At 63.3% G+C, this 23,007-nt stretch carries 2 protein-coding genes and 2 pseudogenes; all 4 read left to right on the top strand.

Annotated features, from left to right (window positions below; translation table 11 throughout):
• Nucleotides 1–187 precede the first annotated feature (187 nt).
• Nucleotides 188–9,220 (top strand): annotated as a pseudogene (locus tag ACA053_RS19515) (amino acid adenylation domain-containing protein); the annotation flags it as partial.
• Nucleotides 9,212–10,762 (top strand): annotated as a pseudogene (locus ACA053_RS19510) (amino acid adenylation domain-containing protein); the annotation flags it as partial. The pseudogenes ACA053_RS19515 and ACA053_RS19510, both read left to right, overlap by 9 nt.
• Nucleotides 10,748–11,155, top strand: a complete 408-nt coding sequence (locus tag ACA053_RS19505; protein ID WP_497396210.1) for a phosphopantetheine-binding protein — start codon at nucleotides 10,748–10,750, stop codon at nucleotides 11,153–11,155. The pseudogene ACA053_RS19510 and the gene ACA053_RS19505, both read left to right, overlap by 15 nt.
• Nucleotides 11,155–22,914, top strand: a complete 11,760-nt coding sequence (locus ACA053_RS19500) for a non-ribosomal peptide synthase/polyketide synthase (RefSeq protein WP_497393450.1) — start codon at nucleotides 11,155–11,157, stop codon at nucleotides 22,912–22,914. The genes ACA053_RS19505 and ACA053_RS19500 overlap by 1 nt, the downstream gene beginning before the upstream one ends.
• Nucleotides 22,915–23,007: the final 93 nt, after the last annotated feature.

The following is a 23,007-nucleotide window of genomic DNA, read 5'->3' as shown; positions in this document are numbered from 1 at the left end:
TAGCAGTTGAATGTGCCGACCCTATCGCGGGCAAGCCCGCTCCCACAGGTTTTTTCATCGCCCTGTATTTCCTCGTTCCATCCCCCTTCCTGATACTTGTTCTCATTCGCTAATTTTTCCGGTCTGCATTCGTTTTATAGGGACGACGTGCCTTTGTGCTTCCCGCCACTGATCCGGATGCTTAGAAATGAATGCTGAAGACTCCTTGAAACTTGCTCGCCGGTTTATCGGGTTGCCCCTGGAAAAGCGCCAGATGTTCCTTGCGGCCTTGCAAAAGGAAGGCGTTGATTTCGCCCGGTTTCCCATTCCTGCCGGTGTCGAAGCAGAAGATCGCCAGGCGCTGTCGTACGCCCAGCAACGCATGTGGTTTCTCTGGCAGCTCGACCCGCAAAGCGGCGCGTACAACCTGCCCGGCGCGGTGCGTCTGACCGGGCGGTTGAACCTGCCGGCGCTGGAGCAAGCCTTCGCCAGCCTGGTGGCGCGTCACGAAACCCTGCGCACGGTGTTCCAGCGCCAGGCCGACGACACCTTGCTGCAAGTGCCGGCCAGCGCGCCGTTGGTCATCGATCAGGTGGATTTCAGCGCGCTATCGGCCGCTGAGCGCGAAGTGGCAGTCGCTCAAGCGGCCGAGCAGCAATCAGTGTTGCCGTTTGATCTGTCCGTCGGCCCGCTGCTACGCGTCACCTTGCTCAAGCTCGCCGACGAAGAACACGTCCTGCTGCTGACCCTGCACCACATCGTTTCCGACGGCTGGTCGATGAACGTGCTGATCGACGAATTCATCCGCTGCTACGACGCCTTCGAGGCCGGCACGCAACCGCAACTCGCGGCGTTGCCGATCCAGTACAGCGACTACGCCTTGTGGCAGCGCCGCTGGCTGGAGGCGGGCGAACAGGCGCTCCAGCTCGATTACTGGCAGGCGCAACTGGGCGACGAGCACCCGGTGCTGGAACTGCCCACCGATCACCCGCGCCCGGCGATGCCTAGCTATCGCGGCACCCGTTACGAATTCGCGGTGGATGCGCAACTGGCCGAGCAACTGCGGGCCACGGCGCAGAAACACAACATCACCCTGTTCATGCTGTTGCTCGGCGCCTTCAATGCGCTGCTGCATCGCTACACCGGGCAGACCGACATCCGCGTCGGCGTGCCGATTGCCAACCGCAACCGCGCCGAAATCGAAGGCTTGATCGGCTTCTTCGTCAACACCCAGGTGTTGCGCACGAAGCTCGACGGCCAGACCCGCGTCGACGAGTTGCTGCGCGCCATCAAGGAAACCGCCCTCGGTGCCCAGGCCCATCAGGATTTGCCGTTCGAGCGTCTGGTCGAAGCGCTGAAACTGGAACGCAGCCTCAGCCACACGCCGCTGTTCCAGGTGATGTACAACCACCAGCCGCAGGTCGCGGACATTTCCACGGTCAGCACGGCGTCCGGCCTGGCGCTGGGCGTGATTGAGTGGGAAGGGCGCACCACGCAGTTCGACCTGACCCTCGATACTTACGAAAAAGGTGGCAAGCTGCACGCCGCGCTGACCTACGCCAACGACCTGTTCGACGCCGCGACCATCGCGCGCATGGCGCAGCACTGGACGCATTTGCTGCAGGGCATGGTCAGCGATTCGCAGCAGCGCATCAGCGATTTGCCGCTGCTTGAAACAGCCGAATACCAACGCATCGTGCATGACTGGAATCGCGCCGATGAAAGCTTCCCGCAGGACCTGTGCATTCATCAACTGATCAGCCAGCAAGTCGCGGCCAGCCCGGACGCGTTGGCGGTAACCTTTGCCACCAAACAGCTGACCTACGCCGAACTCGACAATCAGGCCAATCGTCTGGCTAACAAGCTGATCGAACTGGGCGTTGGTCCGGAAGTCAGGGTCGGTGTGGCGATGCAACGTTCCGACAATCTGTTGGTGGCGCTGCTGGCGGTACTCAAGGCTGGCGGCGCTTACGTGCCGCTGGACCCCGATTACCCGGCCGAACGCGTCGCCTACATGCTCGAAGACAGCCGCGCCCTGGTGCTGCTGACCGAGCAATCGGTCGCCGCGACCTTGACCGTGGCAGCCGAAACGCAAGTGCTGCTCATGAACGACATGACGTGGGCCGCTTACCCAACCAGCGCGCCGGTCACCCGCGTCACGCCGGACAATCTGGCCTACGTGATCTACACCTCCGGTTCGACCGGCAAACCCAAAGGCGTGGCCATCGCCCATCGCAACGTGCTGGCGCTGATCGACTGGTCGAAATCGGTGTACAGCCGCGAAGACATCCAGGGTGTGTTGGCCTCGACGTCGGTGTGCTTCGACCTGTCGGTGTGGGAGTTGTTTGTGACCCTGGCCAACGGCGGCTCGGTGATCATCGCCCGCAATGCCCTGGAACTGCCGCAACTGCCGGCCCGGGATCAGGTGCTCCTGATCAACACCGTGCCGTCGGCCATCAACGCCTTGCAGCGCGACGGGCAGATCCCGCCGAGCGTGCGCATCATCAACCTCGCCGGTGAGCCGCTGAAGCAGAGCCTGGTGGAGGCGCTGTATCAGCAACCGACCGTTGAGCATGTCTACGATTTGTACGGCCCGTCGGAGGACACTACCTATTCGACCTGGACTCGCCGCGAGGCGGGTGGTCGCGCAAACATCGGCCGGCCGCTCAAGCACACCGCCAGCTATTTACTCGATGCCGATCTGCAACCGGTGCCCCAAAGCGTGTCTGCCGAGCTTTATCTGTCAGGCGCGGGCATCACCCGCGGTTACCTGGCACGCCCGGGCATGACCGCCGAAAAATATGTGCCCAACCCGTTCGCCAGCAACGGCGAACGCCTCTACCGCACCGGCGACCTGACCCGTTATCAGGCCGATGGTTCGCTGCAATACGTCGGGCGCATCGACCATCAGGTCAAGGTCCGTGGCTTCCGTATCGAGCTGGGTGAAATCGAAGCGCGGCTCTTGCAGCAAACGGCCGTGCGTGAGCTGGCGGTGTTGGCGCAGGACGGCGCCACCGGGCAGCAACTGGTCGCGTACATCGTGCCGACCGATCCGGCGTTGGTCGATGACGCCGATGCGCAAGCGACTCTGCGTGAATCCCTGAAAGCCGCACTGCGTCAGCATCTGCCGGACTACATGGTCCCGGCGTTCCTGTTGTTCCTGGCGCAGCTGCCGCTGACGCCCAACGGCAAACTCGACCGCAAGGCCTTGCCGGCCATCGATGGCTCGCAGCAACAGCGCGAGCATGTCGCCCCGCGCACGGCGATGGAAAAAGCCCTCGCCGCGATCTGGCAGGACGTATTGGCCATCGACAACGTCGGTCTGGAAGACAACTTCTTCGAACTGGGCGGCGACTCCATCGTTTCCATGCAAGTGGTCAGCCGCGCGCGCCAGGCCGGGATCGTGTTGAGCCCCAAGGACTTGTTCCAGCACCAGACCATTCGTAGCCTGGCCCAGGCTGCGCGCAGTGGCGAGCAACCGCTGATCGACCAAGGCCCGGCGGTTGGCGCGGTGGCGTTGGCCCCGGTGCAACAGTGGTACTTCGAGCAAGCGATCCCCGAACGTCAGCATTGGAACCAGTCGCTGCTGCTGGTGCCGCGCGAAGCGTTGAACGTCGAGGTGCTGGACCGCGCACTTGAACAATTGCTGACCCACCACGACAGCCTGCGCTTGCGTTACAAACAGACCGCCGAAGGTTGGCAGCAAGCCTACGCGGCGCCGACCACGGAGTCGGTGTTGTGGCAGCGTCAGGCGCAATCAGTGGAAGACCTCAACGCTTTGTGCGACGAAGCCCAACGCAGCTTCGATCTGCAAAATGGTCCGTTGCTGCGCGCGCTGCTGGTGGCGATGGCGGATGGTTCTCAGCGTTTGCTGCTGGTCATCCATCACCTGGCCGTGGACGGTGTGTCCTGGCGTGTGCTGCTGGAAGACCTTCAGCAGTTCTACAGCGGCAGCACCGTGAAGTTGGCGAAAACCAGCACTTATCAGCGCTGGGTCGCCCGTCTGCAGGATCATCTGCCAGCCTTTGAAAACAGCCTCGGTCACTGGCAATCCCAACTGCGCGACGCTCCGAGCGATTTGCCCTGCGACCGCCCGAACGGCGCGCTGCAAAACCGTTTCGAGCAAAAACTCGAGATCAAGCTCGACGCCGAGCAAACCCGCAAACTGCTGCAACAGGCCCCGGCGGCGTATCGCACCCAGGTCAACGACTTGCTGCTGACCGCGTTGGCACGGGCAGTTTGCCGGTGGAGCGGGCAGGGCAGCACACTGATTCAGCTCGAAGGCCATGGTCGCGAAGACCTGTTCGACGACATCGACCTGACCCGCACCGTCGGCTGGTTCACCAGCCTGTTCCCGGTCAACCTGATGCCGTCGAGTGATCTCGGCGCGTCGATCAAGACCATCAAGGAACAACTGCGTGCGGTGCCGGACAAAGGCCTCGGCTACGGCGCGTTGCGTTACCTCGGCTCCCCGGCGATCCGCGCCGAACTCGCCGCGTTGCCGCAACCGCGCATCACCTTCAACTACCTGGGCCAGTTTGACCGCCAGTTCGACGACGCCGCCATGTTTGTGCCGTCCACCGAAGGCAACGGTGTAGCCCAGGATCCTTCGGCACCGTTGGGCAACTGGCTGACGGTCGAAGGTCAGGTCTACGGCGGCGAACTGGCACTGAGCTGGGGTTTCAGCCGCGAGATGTTCGACGCCGCGACCATTCAGCGTCTGGCAGACGATTACGCGCTTGAGCTCAACGCGCTGATCGAGCACTGCTGCAACGTTGAAGTGCCGCAGGCCACGCCGTCGGACTTCCCGCTGGCGCGCATCCGTCAGGCACAACTCGACGAATTGCCGGTCGCGGCCCTTGAAGACCTTTATCCACTGTCGCCGATGCAGCAAGGCATGCTGTTCCACACCCTGTACGAGCCCGAAGTCGGCGCCTACATCAGCCAGTTGCGCCTGGACATTCAAGGCCTCGACCCGCAGCGTTTTGCACAGGCTTGGCAAACCGCGCTGGAACGTCACGACATCCTGCGCAGCAGCTTCCACTGGCAAGGCCTCGACACCGCTCATCAGGCGATTGTCCGTCAGGTCGCGTTGCCGCTTGAAGTGCTGGACGCCGCCGACACTGACGCGCTGGCCGACGCCGAACGTGCTCAGGGTTTTGAATTGGGCAGTGCGCCGCTGTTCCGCTTGAAACTCGTGCGCATGGGCGCCAATGACTGGCACCTGATCTACACCAGCCACCACATTTTGATGGACGGCTGGAGCAACGCGCAGTTGCTCGCCGAAGTGATCCAGCATTACGCCGCTGGCCAGTCGTTGCCGGCGCCGACCGGGCAATACCGCGATTATCTGGGTTGGTTGCAGCAGCGGTCCGCTGTCGCTGGCGAGCAGTTCTGGAAAGCGGCATTGGCACCGCTGGAAGCGCCGACGTTGCTGGCCGAAGCACTACGACCGCCGGTGGGCGCCGAAGGCAGCGAGGAATACCGCGTCGCCCTCGACCGCCGCGCAACCCAGCGTCTGGCCGAGTTTGCCCGCCAACAGAAAGTCACCCTCAACACCTTGCTCCAAGCCGCCTGGAGTCTGTTGCTGCATCGCTACACCGGCCAGGATTGCGTGGTGTTCGGGGCTACGGTCGCCGGTCGTTCGGCACCGTTGCCAGGCATCGAAGAACAGCTCGGGCTGTTCATCAACACGCTGCCGCTGGTCTGCGCGATGAAGCCCGATTGCACCGTCAACCAATGGCTGGGCGAGTTGCAAGGGCTGAACCTGGCCATGCGCGAATTCGAGCATGTGCCGCTTTACGACATTCAGGGGTGGGCGGGGCAGCAGGGTTCGGCGCTGTTCGACAGCCTGCTGGTGTTCGAGAACTTCCCGGTGGCCGAAGCGTTGAAACAGGGCGCGCCGGCCGGGTTGTCGTTCGGCAACCTGCACAATCACGAGCGCACGCATTACCCGCTGACCCTGGGCATCGAACTGGGCGAAGGCTTGAGCCTGGACTTCAGCTACGACGCGGCGCGGTTCAGTGCGGCTCAGGTCGCTGAGTTGTCGGCCAATTTGCAGCATCTGTTGGCGCAATTGGTTTCGCAGCCGGACGCGGCACTGGGCGCGCTGGAACTGCTCGATGTCGCCGGAAAAACTGCGCTGCTCGCGATCAGCCAACCGGCGACTATCGGGTTATCCACAACGCTTTTGGTCCACGAGCAAATCGCCGCTCAAGCTGCCGCGACCCCGGATGCGTTGGCGTTGCAGGTTGGCGGCCAGTCCCTGAGCTACGCGCAATTGAACACCCAGGCCAACCGCTTGGCTCATTGTCTGATTGAAAACGGTGCCGGTCCGGGCAAGCGCGTCGGTCTGGCGCTGCACCGTGGTCCGCAATTGATTGTCAGCCTGTTGGCTGTGCTGAAAAGTGGCGCCGCGTACGTGCCGCTCGATCCGAAATACCCGAACGAACGCCTGGCCTACATGATCGGCGACAGCCGTCTCGACGTGCTGCTGTGCGAATCCGGTCTGCTGGAAGATGTACGAGGCGTGCCACGTCTGACCCTCGACGACAACGCCGGCTACCCGGAAAGCGATCCGCACAACCATGCGGTTACTGAAGACCTGGCCTACATCATCTACACCTCCGGCTCCACCGGCCAACCCAAAGGCGTGGCCATCGCCCACGCCGCGTTGCGCGAGTTTTGCCAGAGCGCCGCCGACTATTCGCTGCTGTCGGCGTCGGACCGCGTGTTGCAGTTCGCCACCTTCAGCTTCGACGGGTTCGTCGAGCAATGCTTCCCGGCGCTGTGCGTCGGCGCGGCGTTGATCATGCGCGGTGATGACGTTTGGGACGCCGGGCGTCTCGCCGCCGAAATCGTCCAGCACGGCGTGACCGTGGCGGACTTGCCGGCTGCTTACTGGCATTTGCTGGCCCGCGAATGCGCGAGCGGCGTGGTCAGCAACCTTGGTGTTTTGCGCCAGGTTCACGTCGGTGGTGAAGCGATGTCGGTCGAAGGCTTGCGCCTGTGGCATCAGGCTGGTCTGAGCCCTGTGCGATTGCTCAACACCTACGGCCCGACCGAGGCGACCGTGGTGTCCAGCGTGCATGAATGCCGTCTCGAAGACGCCAGCGACGCGTTTGGCATTCCGATTGGTCGCGCCATCGCCGGTCGTGCGCTGTATGTGCTGGACGCGGCGGGTCAATTGCTGCCAAACGGCGGCGTCGGCGAACTGTGCATCGGCGCGCCGGCCTGCCTCGCTCAAAGCTATTTCGACCGTCCAGCGCTGACCGCTGAACGTTTCCTGCCAGACCCGTTTGCCCGTGAGCCGGGCGCGCGTCTGTACCGCAGCGGCGATCTGGCGCGCTACAACGCTGAAGGACATCTGGAATACGTCGGCCGCATCGACCATCAAGTGAAGATCCGCGGTTTCCGCATTGAAATGGGTGAAATCGAAGCCTGCCTGCAAGCCCGTGAAGACGTGCGCGAAGCGGCGGTCATCGCTCAGGACGGCACACAACTGGTGGCGTATATCGTAGCCAACGGCGCGGTGGCTGCTGAAGCTGAATATCTGGAAAGCCTCAAAACCGTCCTGCGCCAGTCGCTGCCGGAATACATGGTGCCGAATCACCTGATCTTGCTGGCCAAACTGCCGCTCAACAACAACGGCAAACTGGATCGTCGGGCCTTGCCGCGTGCCGAGGGTAGCGATGGCCAACGTGATTTCGTCGCCCCGGCGGTAGGTCTGGAAACGCATCTGGCGCTGATCTGGCAGGACGTGTTGCAGGTCAGGCAAGTCGGCCTCAACGACAACTTCTTCGAGCTGGGCGGGCACTCGTTGCTGGTGCTTCAGGTGATCTCGCGAGTGCGTCAGCAGTTGCAGCTCGAACTGTCAGTGAGCAGCCTGTTCTCCGCCGCGAACCTGGCGGAGTTTGCCGGGCGGGCTGCACTGGCGAATGTCAGCGGCCAACCAGCCCTGCAACGTGCAACGGTCGATCAGCCGCAGATCCTGTCTTACGCCCAACAGCGCCAATGGATTCTCTGGCAGCTGGACCCGCAAAGCCCGGCCTACAACATTCCCGCCGCGTTGCGCCTCAAAGGCCCGCTGAACCGCGACGCCTTGCGTGAAGCCTTCACACAGTTGCAGGTCCGTCACCAGACCCTGCGCACCACCTTCGAACAGGATGGCCTGCAGGCGCGTCCGGTGCTGCATGACACTCTGGCGCTGCAACTGGAACAGCGCACGCTCGATCAGCTGTCAGTCGACACAGCCGTGGCCGAAGAGATCGCCCGTCCGTTCGACTTGCGCAACGGTCCGCTGTGGCGGGTGTTGCTGCTGCAAGTGAACACCGACGAACACGTGCTGGTGCTGACCGTGCACCACATCGCGGCCGATGGCTGGTCGATGCAAGTCATGGTCGATGAGTTCAGCACGTTGTATCAGGCGGCCGTAGAAGATCGCGCGGCCGATCTGAATGGCTTGCCGGTGAACTACAGCGACTACGCCCGTTGGCAGCGTGACTGGCTGGAAGCAGGCGAGGGCGCACGCCAACTGACCTGGTGGCGCGAGCAACTGGCGGGCAACCAAACGCCGCTTGAATTGCCGAGTGAACTGACCCGCCCAGCCCGTCGCACCGAGTGCGGTGCCAGCCTGATGCTCAACGTGGATCGCGACCTGCTCGCCGGTTTGCGTCAACGCGCCCAGGAACAGCAAGTGACCTTGTTCATGCTGTTGCTGGCGAGTTTCCAGACCTTACTGCATCGCCAGAGCGGGCAGTCGAGCATCAGCGTCGGTGTTCCGAGCGCCGGGCGTTCGCGTATCGAAACTGAAGGCCTGATCGGCTTCTTCATCAACACCCAAGTGCTGCGAGCCGAGATCGACGGGCAGCAGCCGTTCAGCACCTTGCTGCAACAGGTCAAGCAAACTGCATTGGGCGCTCAAGCGCATCAGGACTTGCCGTTCGAGCAGTTGGTCGACGCCTTGCAACCGGACCGCAGCCTGAATCACAGCCCGTTGTTTCAGGTGCTCTACAACCATCAGCAGCAGTTGGGCGCGAGTGTCGAGCGCACGGTTGCCGACCTGAAGGTCGAGCGTCTGCACTGGCAGCAACACACCACGCAATTCGATCTGGTGCTCGACACTCAGGAGCAGGGCGAAGCACTCGATGCCAGCCTGACCTACGCCACGGACCTGTACGACGAGGCGTCGATGCAGCGCCTCGCCGAGCAGTGGTTGAGCCTGCTGCGCGCGGTGGTCAGCGATCCGCAGCAACGGGTTGCCGAACTGCCACTGATTGACGGGTCGCAGCAAGAGGCCTTGGTGCAGCACTGGAACCCTGCGTTCCTGGCACAACCGACGTCGCCGACCTTGCACCAGTTGTTCGAAGCGCAAGCCGCACAACGGCCGAACGCCATCGCACTGACTTACGAAGGCGAGCAACTGACCTACGCCGCGCTCAACGCCCAGGCCAACCGACTGGCGCGCACACTGCGCGAGCTGGGTGTCGGCCCCGAAGTGCGCGTCGGCATCGCCACCGAGCGGGCCATGCCGCTGGTGATCGGCTTGCTGGCGATTCTCAAGGCCGGCGGCGCCTACGTGCCGCTCGATCCGCAATACCCGGCCGAGCGCCTGAGCTACATGATCGAAGACAGCGGCATCACGCTGTTGCTGACTCAGCAACACTTGATCGACGGTCTGCCGGTTCTCGACGGTCTGCAGGTGCTGAGCCTGGAATCGTTGCAACTGGACGCGTTCAGCGACGACAACCTGTCGGCGCTGGCGACGCAGGATAACCTCGCCTACGTGATCTACACCTCCGGCTCCACCGGTCGGCCAAAAGGCGCATTGCTCAGCCATGGCAACGTCGGGCGTCTGCTCACGGCCACCGCTGGCGAGTTCAACTTCGGCCCGGACGATGTCTGGACGCTGTTCCATTCCTACGCGTTCGATTTCTCGGTGTGGGAGCTGTTCGGTTCGCTGTGCACCGGCGGGCGTCTGGTGATCGCGCCGTATTACATCAGCCGAGAGCCGCAAGAGTTCCATCGCTTGCTCTGTGATGAAGGCGTGACGGTGTTAAACCAGACCCCGACCGCGTTCCGCCAGTTGTTGCCGATTGCCTGCGCCAGCCCGCGAAGCATGGCGCTGCGTCAGGTGATTTTCGGCGGCGAAGCCCTCGAAGTCGCGAGCCTACGTCCCTGGTTCGAACGCTTCGGCGACCAACAGCCAACCCTGGTCAACATGTACGGCATCACCGAAACCACGGTGCACGTGACCTATCGCGCCATCCGCCTCGCCGACCTCGACGCCAAGGCCCAGAGCCCGATTGGCCTGCCGATCCGCGACCTGCGCTGGTACTTGCTCGACAGCCAGTTGGAACCGGTGCCGGTGGGTGTGGCGGGCGAGCTGTACATCGCGGGCGCCGGTCTGGCGCGGGGTTATCACGGCCGTTTCGGCCTGACCGCTGAGCGTTTTGTGCCGAGCCCGTTCGAGGCCTCGCAGCGGCTCTATCGCAGCGGCGACCTGGCGCGTCAGCGTGCCGACGGCAGCATCGATTACCTCGGCCGCATCGACCAGCAAGTGAAGGTCCGTGGCTTCCGTATCGAACTGGGTGAAATCGAAGCCGCGTTGCTGGCTCAACCGGGCGTGCGCCAAGCGGTGTTGAGTGTGCATGCAGGCGAAAGCGGGCCGCAACTTTGCGCCTACGTCGTAGCCGAGCAGACCCCGACTGCCCCGATCGCTTGGCGCGACAACCTGCGCGCCGCGCTCAAGGTCGATCTGCCGGATTACATGGTGCCGAGCCACTGGCTACTGCTCGATGCCTTGCCACTGACGGGCAACGGCAAGCTCGACCGCAAGGCCTTGCCAGTGCCTGACGCTCAGGAATGGCAACGTCCGTTCGAAGCCCCTGAGGGCGACCTCGAACAGCAACTGGCCGCGATCTGGGCCGACGTGCTGGGCGTGGCGCAGATCGGCCGACGCGATAACTTCTTTGAGCTGGGCGGGCATTCGCTGCTCGCCGCCCAGGCCAGTGCCCGTGTGGAGCTGGAACTGGGCATCGAGCTGCCGCTGCGCGCGCTGTTCGAGTCCACCGACCTTCAGGCTTATGCCGCCATGGCTGGGCAACACGCCCCGGCTGACAACGATGCACGTCTTGATGCGCTTGAGTCGCTTCTCGACGAGATGGAGATCAACTGATGGAACACACAACTGCCCAGCGCATCGCCAGCCGCTTCGCCGGACTGCCTGCCGAAAAGCGCCGCGAATTTTTGGCCCGCATGCAAGAGCAGGGCGTGAGCTTCGGCCAGCTGCCTATACCGCCTGCCGCCGAGCCGCACACCACCTTCGAACTGTCCTATGCGCAGCAGCGCCAATGGTTCCTTTGGCAGCTTGATCCGCAGAGCTCGGCGTACAACATTCCGGCCGCGTTGCGTTTGCACGGGGCATTGAATGTTGCGGCGTTGCAGCAGAGTTTCGATGTGCTGCTGGAGCGGCATCAGAGCTTGCGCAGCCGTTTCGTCGAGGATGACGGGAAAGTCGTTCAGACACTGGCCGAATTCACCTCGCTGCCGATCGAACAGATTGACCTGCGCGGCGAACCTCAGGACCAGCGCTTCGATCAGGCGATGAACAGCGTCGAACAGGAAATCGCCCGGCCGTTTGATCTGCAGCACGGTCCGTTGTTGCGGGTCACCTTGTTGCAACTCGACACCGAAGACCACGTGCTGTTGCTGACCCTGCACCACATCGTCACCGATGGCTGGTCGATGGGTGTGCTGGTGGAAGAGTTTTCCCGGCTCTACGCCGCGCATTGCCAAGGCCAGAACGCTGCGCTGGAGGCATTGCCGATCCAGTATTCCGACTACGCAATGTGGCAACGCCGCTGGATGGAAGCGGGCGAGCTGGAGCGTCAACTCAACTGGTGGCGCGAAACCTTGGGCAGCGAACAACCGCTGCTCGAATTGCCGACTGACCGTCCGCGTCCGGCGCAACCAAGCCAGCGCGGTGCGCGTCTGGATTTCGCCCTCGATGCGACCTTGGCCAGCGGCCTGATGAGCCTGGCCAAACAGCGCGGCGTCACGCCGTTCATGCTGTTGCTGGCGAGCTTCCAGGCGCTGCTTTATCGCTACAGCGGTCAGGCCGACGTGCGTGTTGGTGTGCCGATTGCCAACCGTAATCGCACGGAAACCCGTGGCCTGATCGGCTTTTTCGTCAACACCCAGGTGATGCGTGCCGAGCTCGATGGACGTCTGCCGTTCAGCCAATTGCTCGACCAGACCCGCGCCGCGTCGCTGGATGCCCAGGATTATCAGGATTTGCCGTTCGAGCGGCTGGTACAGGCGCTGCAAGGTGAACGCAGCCTCAGCCACAGCCCGCTGTTCCAGGTGATGTTCAACCACCAGCAAGCCAAACCGGCGGCGGTCAGCGGCTTGCTCGCCGGCCTGCGCGTCGAAGCCCTGAACGCCACGGCGCACACCACGCAGTTCGATCTGCAACTGGACACTCAGGAGGAGGGCGACAAGCTGTTCGCCAGCCTGACCTATGCCACCGATTTGTTCGACGCCGAGCGCATCGAGCACCTTGCGCGGCACTGGCGCAACCTGCTGGCCGGTGTGTTGGCGAACCCGCAATGCCCGCTCGCCGAATTGCCGTTGCTGGAGGCCGACGAGCGTCTGCGCATCCTCGACGACCTCAATGACACCGCCCGGGCCTATCCGGGCGAAGTCTGCGTGCAGCGCCATTTCGAGGAACGCGTGGTTGAAAACGGCGAGGCGACGGCGCTGGCGTTCCAGGGCCAGTCCCTGAGTTACGCCGAGCTGAACCTGCGCGCCAACCGCCTTGCCCATCACTTGCGCGCCCAGGGCGTCGGCCCGGAAGTGATCGTGGGGATTGCCTGCGACCGTTCGTTTGAAATGGTCGTCGGCCTGCTGGCGATTCTCAAGGCGGGCGGCGCGTATGTGCCGCTGGACCCGGAATACCCGCTGGATCGTCTGAGCTACATGATTGAAGACAGCGGCATTTCGTTGTTGCTGACCCAGGAACATTTGCTGGCGCAACTGCCAACCCCGGCCAACGTGCGCACCTTGTGCCTGCACGCCGAGGCTGACTGGCTGAGCGACTTGCCGGGCACTGATCTGCCGAACCTGGCCATCGCAGAAAACCTTGCGTATGTGATTTACACCTCCGGTTCCACCGGCAAACCGAAAGGCGCGGGCAACCGCCATGTGGCGCTGCATAACCGTCTGGAGTGGATGCAGCAAGCCTACCAATTGCTGCCGAGCGACCGCGTGCTGCAAAAGACGCCGTTCAGTTTTGACGTGTCGGTGTGGGAGTTTTTCTGGCCGCTGATGAAGGGCGCCACGTTGGTGATCGCCGCACCGGGCGAACATCGCGATCCGCAACGCCTTGCCGCGTTGATCGTCGAGCAGGCGATCACCACGCTGCACTTCGTGCCGTCGATGCTCTCGGCGTTCATCAGTGCCGACGAGGCGCTGGCCTGCACGTCGCTGCAGCGGATCATTTGCAGCGGTGAAGCGCTGCCGATGGAGCTGCAACGCCAGACGCTGCGCAGCCTGCCGCAAGCCAATCTCTACAACCTGTATGGCCCGACCGAAGCGGCCATCGACGTGACCCACTGGACCTGCGTCGAAGAGGGGCGCGACAGCGTGCCGATCGGCCGTCCGATCGCCAACCTGCGCACCTGCATCCTCGACAGCGAGCTGCAACCCTTGCCGCTGGGAGCGGTGGGTGAGTTGTATTTGGGTGGTGTTGGTCTGGCGCGCGGTTACCACCGTCGTGGCGCGCTGACCGCCGAGCGTTTCGTGGTCGATCCGTTCGGCAGTGGCGAGCGGCTGTACCGCACTGGTGACCTGGCGCGTTATCGCGCTGACGGCGCCATCGACTATTGCGGACGAATCGACCATCAAGTGAAGATTCGCGGTTTACGCATCGAACTGGGTGAAATCGAAGCGCGCCTGCAAGAACATGCCGACGTACAGGAGGCCGTGGTGCTGGCCCTCGATGGCCCGAGCGGCAAGCAATTGGTCGCATACATCGTGCCGCAGGACCGAGGGTTGGTCGGCGCCGATGCCGAGCAACAAGGTGCATGGCGTGAAACCCTGAAAAGCCATCTGCTGGCGAGCCTGCCGGATTACATGGTGCCGGCGCAGACCGTGCTGATCGAGCAAATGCCCCTGAGCCCCAACGGTAAACTCGACCGCAAACGCCTGCCGGCGCCAACTGCACAAGTCAGCCAGCGCGCGTTCGAAGCGCCACGCAGCGAACATGAGCAGGTGCTGGCGCAGATCTGGCAGGACGTGTTGGGCGTGGAGCAGGTCGGGCGTCAGGACAACTTCTTTGAACTGGGCGGCGACTCGATCATTTCGATTCAGGTGGTCAGCCGTGCCCGTCGTGCCGGGCTGAGCCTGCAGCCCCGTGATCTGTTCCAGCAGCAAACTTTGCAAGCACTGGCGGCGGTGGTCAAAGAACAGGCGGCGCCGTTGGCCCAACAAGGGCCGGTTGACGGCGTGCAAAAACTCACGCCGATTCAGCGCTGGTTCTTCGACGAGCCGATTCCGCAACGGGCGCACTGGAACCAGGCGGTGTTGCTGACACCGCGCGAAACCCTCGAGTTGCCACGCCTGCAAGCCGCCCTGCAACGCCTGCTCAAGCAACACGACGCGCTGCGTTTGCGCTTCAGTCAGGTCAATGGCCAATGGTCGGCGCGTTATGTCGGTGCCGACAGCGCCGACGTGATCGACATGCTTTGGACCGCTCGCGTGGCCAGTAATGAGTCGCTGGAATCGGTCTGCGATGAAGCCCAGCGCAGTCTCAGCCTGCAAGACGGGCCGCTGCTGCGCGTCGCGTTGATCGCCCAGGCCGATGGCTCGCAACGTTTGCTGTTGGTGATCCATCACCTGGCGGTGGACGGTGTGTCGTGGCGGGTGTTGCTGGAAGATTTGCAGGCGGCTTACCAAGGGCAAGAGCTGCCACCGAAGACCAGCGCTTTCCAGGCCTGGGCGGACAAGCTCGACACGTACGTACGTTCCGAAGCTACTGCCGGGGAACTGAACTGGTGGCAGGCGCAGCTGAGCGCCGCCAATGATTCGCTGCCCGCCGCCAACGCTCAAGCCAGTCAGGCCGGGCATCTGCGCCAGGGCGTCAGCATCGGCCTCGACCGCGAACAGACCCGCCAGTTGCTGCAACAGGCGCCGGCGATCTACCGCACGCAGGTCAACGATCTGCTGCTGACCGCACTGGCCCGCACTCTCAGCCGCTGGACCGGCGACGCCTCGGCGCTGATTCAGCTCGAAGGCCACGGCCGCGAAGAGCTGTTCGACGACATCGACCTGACCCGCACCGTCGGCTGGTTCTCCAGTCTGTTCCCGGTGCGCCTTACGCCGACCGCCGACCTTGCCGGTTCGATCAAGGCGATCAAGCAGCAACTGCGCGAGATCCCCGGCAAAGGCATGGGTTATGGCCTGCTGCGCTACATGGGCGATGCCTCGACCCAAGCGGCGCTGGCCGCGTTGCCGCAAGCGCGCGTCACCTTCAACTACCTTGGGCAGTTCGACCAGAGCTTCGCCGAAGACGCCCTGTTCAAACCGGCCACGGAGTCCAGCGGCGCCGCGCAATCGGCGGACGCACCGTTGCCGAACTGGCTGTCGGTGGACGGCCAGGTGTATGGCGGTGAACTGAAACTCGACTGGACCTTCAGTCGCGAGTGCTTCGACCTGCGCGAGATCGAAGCGCTGGCGGCGGATTTCCGCAGTGAGTTGCTGGCGCTGATTGCCCATTGCCTGAGCGATGGCGCGGGCGGCGTGACCCCGGCGGACTTCCCGTTGGCGCGCCTGACCCAGGCGCAACTCGATGGCCTGCCGGTGCCGCCGGCGCAGATCGAGGATCTGTATCCGCTGTCGCCAATGCAGGCCGGTTTGCTGTTCCACAGCTTGTACGAATCCGAGTCCGGCGCCTATGTGAACCAACTCAGCGTCGAAGCCCGTGGCCTCGATACCGAGCTTCTGGGCGGCGCCTGGCAAGCGGTGCTCGACACCCATCCGATCCTGCGCAGCAGCTTCCACTTCCCGGATGGCTTCGAGGCGCCGGTGCAACTGGTCCATCGTCATCTGCAATTGCCGATGACCTGCCTCGACTGGCGCGACCGCAGCGATCAAACCGAAGCGCTCGCACAACTGATCGACAGCGAACGCCTGCAACTTGATTCGACCCGGGCACCGCTGATGCGCTTGACCCTGGTGCGCCTCGACGATGAGCGTCAGCAACTGATCTACACCCACCATCACCTGTTGCTCGATGGCTGGAGTAATTCCCTGCTGTTGAGCGAAGTCTTGCAGCGTTATGCCGGGCAGGACGTGCAGGCACCGACCGGGCGTTTTGCCGATTACATCGGCTGGCTGCAACGTCAGGATGCCCACGCCGACGAGACCTTCTGGCGCGAGCAACTGGCGACCCTCGACAACCCGACCCTGCTGGCGCAGAGCCTGGCCCATGGCGACAGTAAAAACCTGTCGACGGCCGAATTTGCCGACCATCGGCAGACCTTCGACGTTGCCACCAGCCAGCGCTTCAGCGAGTTTGCCCGTCAGCAAAAAGTCACCCTCAACACCTTGGTGCAAGGGGCCTGGGCACTGCTGTTGCAACGCTACAGCGGTCAACGCAGCGTCGCGTTCGGCGCGACCGTGGCGGGGCGTCCGGTGGATTTGCCGGGGGCTGAAAGCCAGCTCGGCCTGTTCATCAACACCTTGCCGGTGATCAGCAGCCCGGACGCGGTTGAAAGCGTCGGTCAATGGCTGAGCCGTTTGCAGGCACAGAACCTGGAACTGCGTGAACATGAATTCACCGCATTGGGTGACATTCAGCGCTGGGCCGGGCGTGCCGGTGAACCGCTGTTCGACAGCCTGCTGGTGTTCGAAAACTTCCCGGTGGCCGAAGCGCTGCAACAGGGCGCGCCAGCCGGGTTGAGCTTCTCGATTCCGCAGAACCACGAACGCACCAACTTCCCGCTGACCCTGGCGGCCACCGCCGAAAGTCAGTTGAGCCTGAACTGGAGCTACCAGTGCGCGCATTTCAGCAACGAGGCGATTGTTCGCATGAGCGAGCATCTGGCCGCGTTGCTGGCGGCGATGGTTGCCGCGCCACAGACGGCATTGAGTGAGCTGGACCTGCTGACCGCGCCGGAACGCGCACAACAGTTGGTGGAGTGGAACCCGGCGTTCATGGCAGCGCAAAACCCGCTCTGCGTGCATCAGTTGATCGAGGTCCAAGCGGACATCCGCCCGGACGCCACCGCGCTGATCTTCAACGATCTGGAGTTGAGCTTCGACCAGCTCAACCGTCGCGCCAACCAATTGGCCCATCGTCTTCGCGCACTCGGCATCGGTCCGGAAGTGCGGGTCGGCCTGGCCATGCAGCGTTCGCCGGAAATGATCGTCGGCTTGCTGGCGATCCTCAAGGCCGGCGGCGCTTACGTCCCACTGGACCCGGCGTACCCGACGGAACGCCTGCGTTACCTGATGGAAGACAGCGGCATTTCGCTGATGATCAGCCAATCATGGCTGCGGGAAAAACTGCCGTTGCCGCAAGGCCTGCCGGTGCTGGAAATCGACCGCGAGCCGCTGGAGTTCATGGCGCAAACCAACCCGGTCAACCTGACTTGCGGCGAAAACCTCGCGTACCTGATTTACACCTCGGGCTCCACCGGCCGGCCGAAAGGCGTCAGCGTGGCCCACGGTCCGCTGGCCATGCATTGCCTGTCGATCGGCGAGTTGTACGGCATGACCCCGGATGATCGCGAGCTGCAATTCGCCTCGATCAGCTTCGACGGCGCCCACGAGCGCTGGCTGACGCCGCTGGTGTTCGGTTCGGCGGTGATGCCGCGCGACGACGAGTTGTGGAGCGTGGAGCGCACCTGCGCCGAGATCGAAAAGCACGGCATCACCATCGCCTGCTTCACCCCGACCTATCTGGGGCAGATCGCCGAATTCATGGGCGAAGCGGGGCGTGATTTGCCGATCCGTTCCTACACCCCGTGCGGTGAAGGCATGGCCAAGCACGCGTTCGATGAAGTCCAGCAGGTGCTGCAACCCAAGCGCCTGATCAACGGCTATGGCCCGACCGAAACGGTGATCACGCCGCTGATCTGGCTGGCCTATCCGGATACCGAGTTCGATTCGGCGTTCATGCCGATTGGCCGGCCGGTGGGCAACCGCAGTGCCTATATTCTGGATGGCGGCTTGCAGCCGTTGCCGGTGGGCGTGGCGGGCGAGTTGTACCTGGGCGGCGAGGGCGTCGCCCGGGGTTACCATCAACGTCCAGACCTGACCGCTGAACGCTTCGTGCCGGATCCGTTCGTGCCGGGTGCGCGTCTGTACCGCAGTGGCGACCTCGCGCGGTTCCGTGCCGACGGTGTTGTCGAATACCTCGGCCGTATCGACCAGCAAGTGAAGATTCGCGGGTTCCGTATCGAACTCGGCGAAATCGAAGCCTGCCTTCTGGAACACGAAGGCGTGCGTGAAGCGTTCGTGATCGATCGCGAAGGCCCGGTGAGCCGCCAGTTGGTCGGTTACGTGGTGCCGCGCGATCCGCTCGCCGATGAGCAGGATTTGCGTGAAGCGCTGACGGCTCACTTGCGCAGCCGTTTGCCGGCACACATGCTGCCGGCGCACTTGATGTGCCTGGCCGCGTTGCCGCTGACGCCGAACGGCAAGCTCGATCGCCAAGGTCTGCCGGCGCCGCAAGCCACTCGGCAGAACCACGACCACGTGGCCGCTGCAACACCGGCCGAAGCCTTGCTGGTGAAGATCTGGCAGGAACTGCTGGGTCTGGAATCGGTGGGTGTCACCGAGAACTTCTTCGAACTGGGCGGTGACTCGATCATTTCCCTGCAAGCGGTGAGTCGTGCCGGGCAGCGCGGGCTGGTGTTCAGTCCGAAGCAACTGTTTGAACAGCAGACCATTCGGGCACTCGCCGCCGTGGCCGGCAGCCGAGAAGCAACATTGATCGAAGCGCCAAAAGTCGAGGCGTTCTCGCTGGTGCCGCACATCGACATCGCTGCCCGCGAGGGGCTGCAAGACTTGTATCCGCTGTCGCCGATGCAGCAAGGCATGTTGTTCCATTGCCTCGATTCACCGGAGCTCAACCCCTACGTCAACCAGTTGAGCGTGGCGGTCGACGGCTTGCAGGTGCCGCGTTTCCGCGCCGCTTGGCAGACCTTGGTTGAGCGTCATGAAGTGCTGCGCGCTGCATTCCGCTGGCGCGATGGCCTGGCCGATCCGCTGCAAGCGGTGTTCGCCGACGTCGAGTTGCCGATCGAAGAACTCGACTGGCGTGATCGCACCGACACCGAACACGCGTTGAGCGAACTGGCGGCTGCGGAACAGGCCAAGGGCTTTGATCTGAGTTGCCCGCCGTTGATGCGTTTCATCCTGGTACGCCTGGGTGATGACCGCTACCAGATGATCTGGATTTACCATCACCTGTTGCTCGACGGCTGGAGCGCTTCGCGTCTGCTCGGCGACATGCTGCGCCTGTACCACAACGACAGCCTGCCGACCCTGACCGGTCGCTACGCCGACTACATCGCCTGGCTGCAACGCCAGGACGGTGCGCAAGCCGAAGGCTTCTGGCGTGAGCGCCTGGCGCTGCTCGAAGAACCGACCATTCTGGCCAAGGCTTCCGGTGCGACAGGTTCCGGCCACGGCGTGATGTACAGCAACCTCGACGCCGAAGCGACGCGCAAATTGCACACCTTCGCCAAGCGTCAGCGCGTAACCCTCAACACGCTGGTGCAAGGCGCGTGGCTGTTGTTGCTGCAACGTCACAGCGGCCAGCGCAGCGTTGCGTTCGGCGCGACGGTGGCGGGGCGTCCGACCGGTTTGGCGGGTGCTCAGGACATGCTCGGCCTGTTCATCAACACTTTGCCGGTGATCCAGACCCTCGATCCGCAGCAGCCGTTGGGCGAATGGCTGCGCGACTTGCAGGATTACAACCTGATGGTCCGCGACTACGAACACACGCCGTTGTCGGACATCCAGCGCTGGGCCGGGCAGGGTGGCCAGGGCTTGTTCGACAGCATCATCGTGTTCGAAAACCATCCGGTGGACCGTGCCTTGAAAGGGGGCGAGGAAGGTGAACTGCGCTTTGCCGAAGTCGGCAGTGGCGGTGTCACCAACTTCCCGATGGACTTGATGGTCAGCGCCAACGAAGAAGGCCTGGAGGTCGAATACCTGTTCCTGCGTGATCGCTTCAGTGACGTAGAAGTCGAGCGGATTCGTGCGCAGCTGGAAGGGTTGTTGCGTGCGTTGCCGGAGGATGCTGCGTGTTTGCTCGGCAACATTGGTTTGCCTGAGGCGCTTATCAGCCTGCCGCACGCTTCTGAAGACGACACCGATTTGCTGCACGCCTTCAATCGGCATGTGCAAACGCAGCCGCAGAAAATCGCTTTGATCTGTGAGGATCGGCAAGTCAGTTATGCCGAGCTTGAGGCGCAGGCCAATGGGCTGGCGCAGCAGTTGATCGGTCGCGGTATCGGCCCGGAAAGCCTGGTGGCGGTGGCGTTGCCGCGCTCCGAACGCACCATCGTGGCGTTCCTCGCGGTGCTCAAGGCGGGGGCGGCTTATCTGCCATTGGACCTGGCGTACCCGGCCGAGCGACTGGCCTACATGTTGAGCGATTCGGCGGCCAGCCTGTTGCTCTGCGATAGCAATCTGGGTGATCGACTGACCTTGGCCGACAGCCCGCCACGCCTGTTGCTGGATCAATTGAGCGTTGCCGACAACGTGGCGTGCCCGGTTTCCCATCCGTTGCCGGGGCACCTGGCATACCTGATTTACACCTCTGGTTCCACCGGCCAACCGAAAGGCGTAGCAGTGGCGCGGGGTCCGATTGCCCGGCATTGCCGCGGCATCATCGAGCTTTACGAACTGGCACCAAGCAGCCGCGAGTTGCACTTCATGTCGTTCGCTTTCGACGGTGCGCAGGAGCGCTGGCTGAGTGTGATGTTGGCCGGTGGCAGTCTGGTGATCCGCGATGACAGTTTGTGGACCCCGGAACAAACCCTCGAAGTGCTGCATCGTCACGCCGTCACCGTGGCCTGCTTCCCGCCGGCGTACTTGCAACAGATGGCCGAAGTGGCCGAACGTTTGGGCAATCCGCCGGCGGTCGAGGTGTATTGCTTTGGCGGCGATGCGGTGCCGGAGGCCAGTTTCGAGCAGGTCAAACGCGCCTTGCGTCCGCAGCGTCTGGTCAACGGATATGGCCCGACCGAGACCGTGGTCACACCGCTGCTGTGGCGTGCCGAGGTCAGCGAAACCTGCGACGCGGCGTATGCGCCGATTGGGCGCGGTGTGGCCGGGCGTGGCTTGTATGTGTTGGATGCCGACCTCAATCCGTTGCCGGTCGGTGTCAGTGGCGAACTGTATTTGGGCGGCGAATGCCTGGCGCGCGGTTACCACCAGCGTCCCGGCATGAGCGCCGAGCGGTTCATCCCGGATCCGTTCGAGGCCGGCGGCCGCATGTACCGCACCGGCGACCTGGTGCGCCAGCGCGAGTGCGGGTTGATCGACTACCTGGGGCGTCTCGACCAGCAAGTGAAGATCCGTGGTTTCCGCATCGAACTGGGCGAAATCGAAGGGCGTCTGCGTGAGTGCGCCGGCGTGCAGGATGCTGCCGTGGTGGTGCACGACACGCCGACCGGCAAGCAATTGGTCGGTTACGTGGTGGCCGCTGCTGTTGGGCTGGATCGGCGTTTGAAGTCTGAACTGCAAGCGCAACTGCCGGACTACATGGTGCCGGCACGGATCCTGGTGCTGGAGCGTTTCCCGCTGTCGGCCAACGGCAAGCTCGATCGTCGCGCATTGCCGGCGCCTGAATGGGCGCTGGGCGGTTATCGTGCGCCGCGCAACGATCTGGAAACCGCGCTGACGGCGATCTGGCAAGAAGTGCTGGGCGTGCCGCAAGTCGGCATCGACGACAACTTCTTCGAGCTGGGCGGCGACTCGTTGCAGGTGCTGAAAGTCATCTCGCGGGTGCGCAGCCAGCCGCAACTGGGCTTTGAATTGAAGCTGCGGGATCTGATGCAGAAGCCGTGCATTGCCGAACTGAGTGGTTATCAAGCGGCCGAGCCGACGTCTGCGCCGGATCCGCTGCTGGCACTGAATGCGCGGATCCCAAATGTGCCGGCGCTGTTCTGCCTGCACGCCGGTTTCGGCACAGTATTCGACTACGAACCGCTGGCTCGCCGACTGGAAGGCCGGCGCACGGTGTATGGCGTGCAATGCCGCATGTTGCTTGACCCGCACTGGCAGGACGAATCGCTGCTGGCCATGGCCCAAGCCTATGCGGCACGGATTCGCAGTCAGCAGGTCAAGGGACCGTATTACTTGCTGGGTTGGTCGTTGGGCGGTGCGTTGACGCAATTGGTCGCCCATGAACTGGAAACCCAGGGTGAAACCGTGGCGTTTGCCGGGTTGGTCGACAGCTATGTGGCCGGCACCGCGGAAGCGGGGGACTGGCGCGAGGACCTCGGTGATTTCCTGAAGTTTGTGCTCGGTTTGCCAGCGGATGAGGCTCAGGCATTGATCGCGCTGAAAGCCGCTGGACTGGACGAGCGCGAGGGTTCCACCGCCGTCATCGAAGCGGCGTTGCACGGTTCCAATGAACAAGCCGCATTGGGCGCGGGGGAACTCACGCAGATCTTCGCCACCGGCTCACGCCTCAAGCAACTGGCGCTGGCGCATCGACAACTGCCGGCAATCCAGGCTTCGGCCTATCGCTGGTGGGTGGCCGAGCGCGAGGATGAACGTCGGGTGTTCGAGGCTCAGGTCGGCAGGCATGGCGTTGATCGTTTGTTGGCCGGGGGGCATTACGAGCTGCTGCGCGGTGATGAGTTGCTTGATGAGCTTGAAGACTTGCTGGAGCGCCGTTTGGCCATTGCTTGAATTTGCGGGTGTCAGTGAAGACTGACACTGACCTGTGGCGAGGGAGCTTGCTCCCGCTGGGCTGCGAAGCGGCCCCCCTTATCCCTAATAAGA

The organism is Pseudomonas sp. LBUM1672 (assembly GCF_059695655.1).
This window is presented reverse-complemented; position numbering and strand designations above follow the sequence as displayed.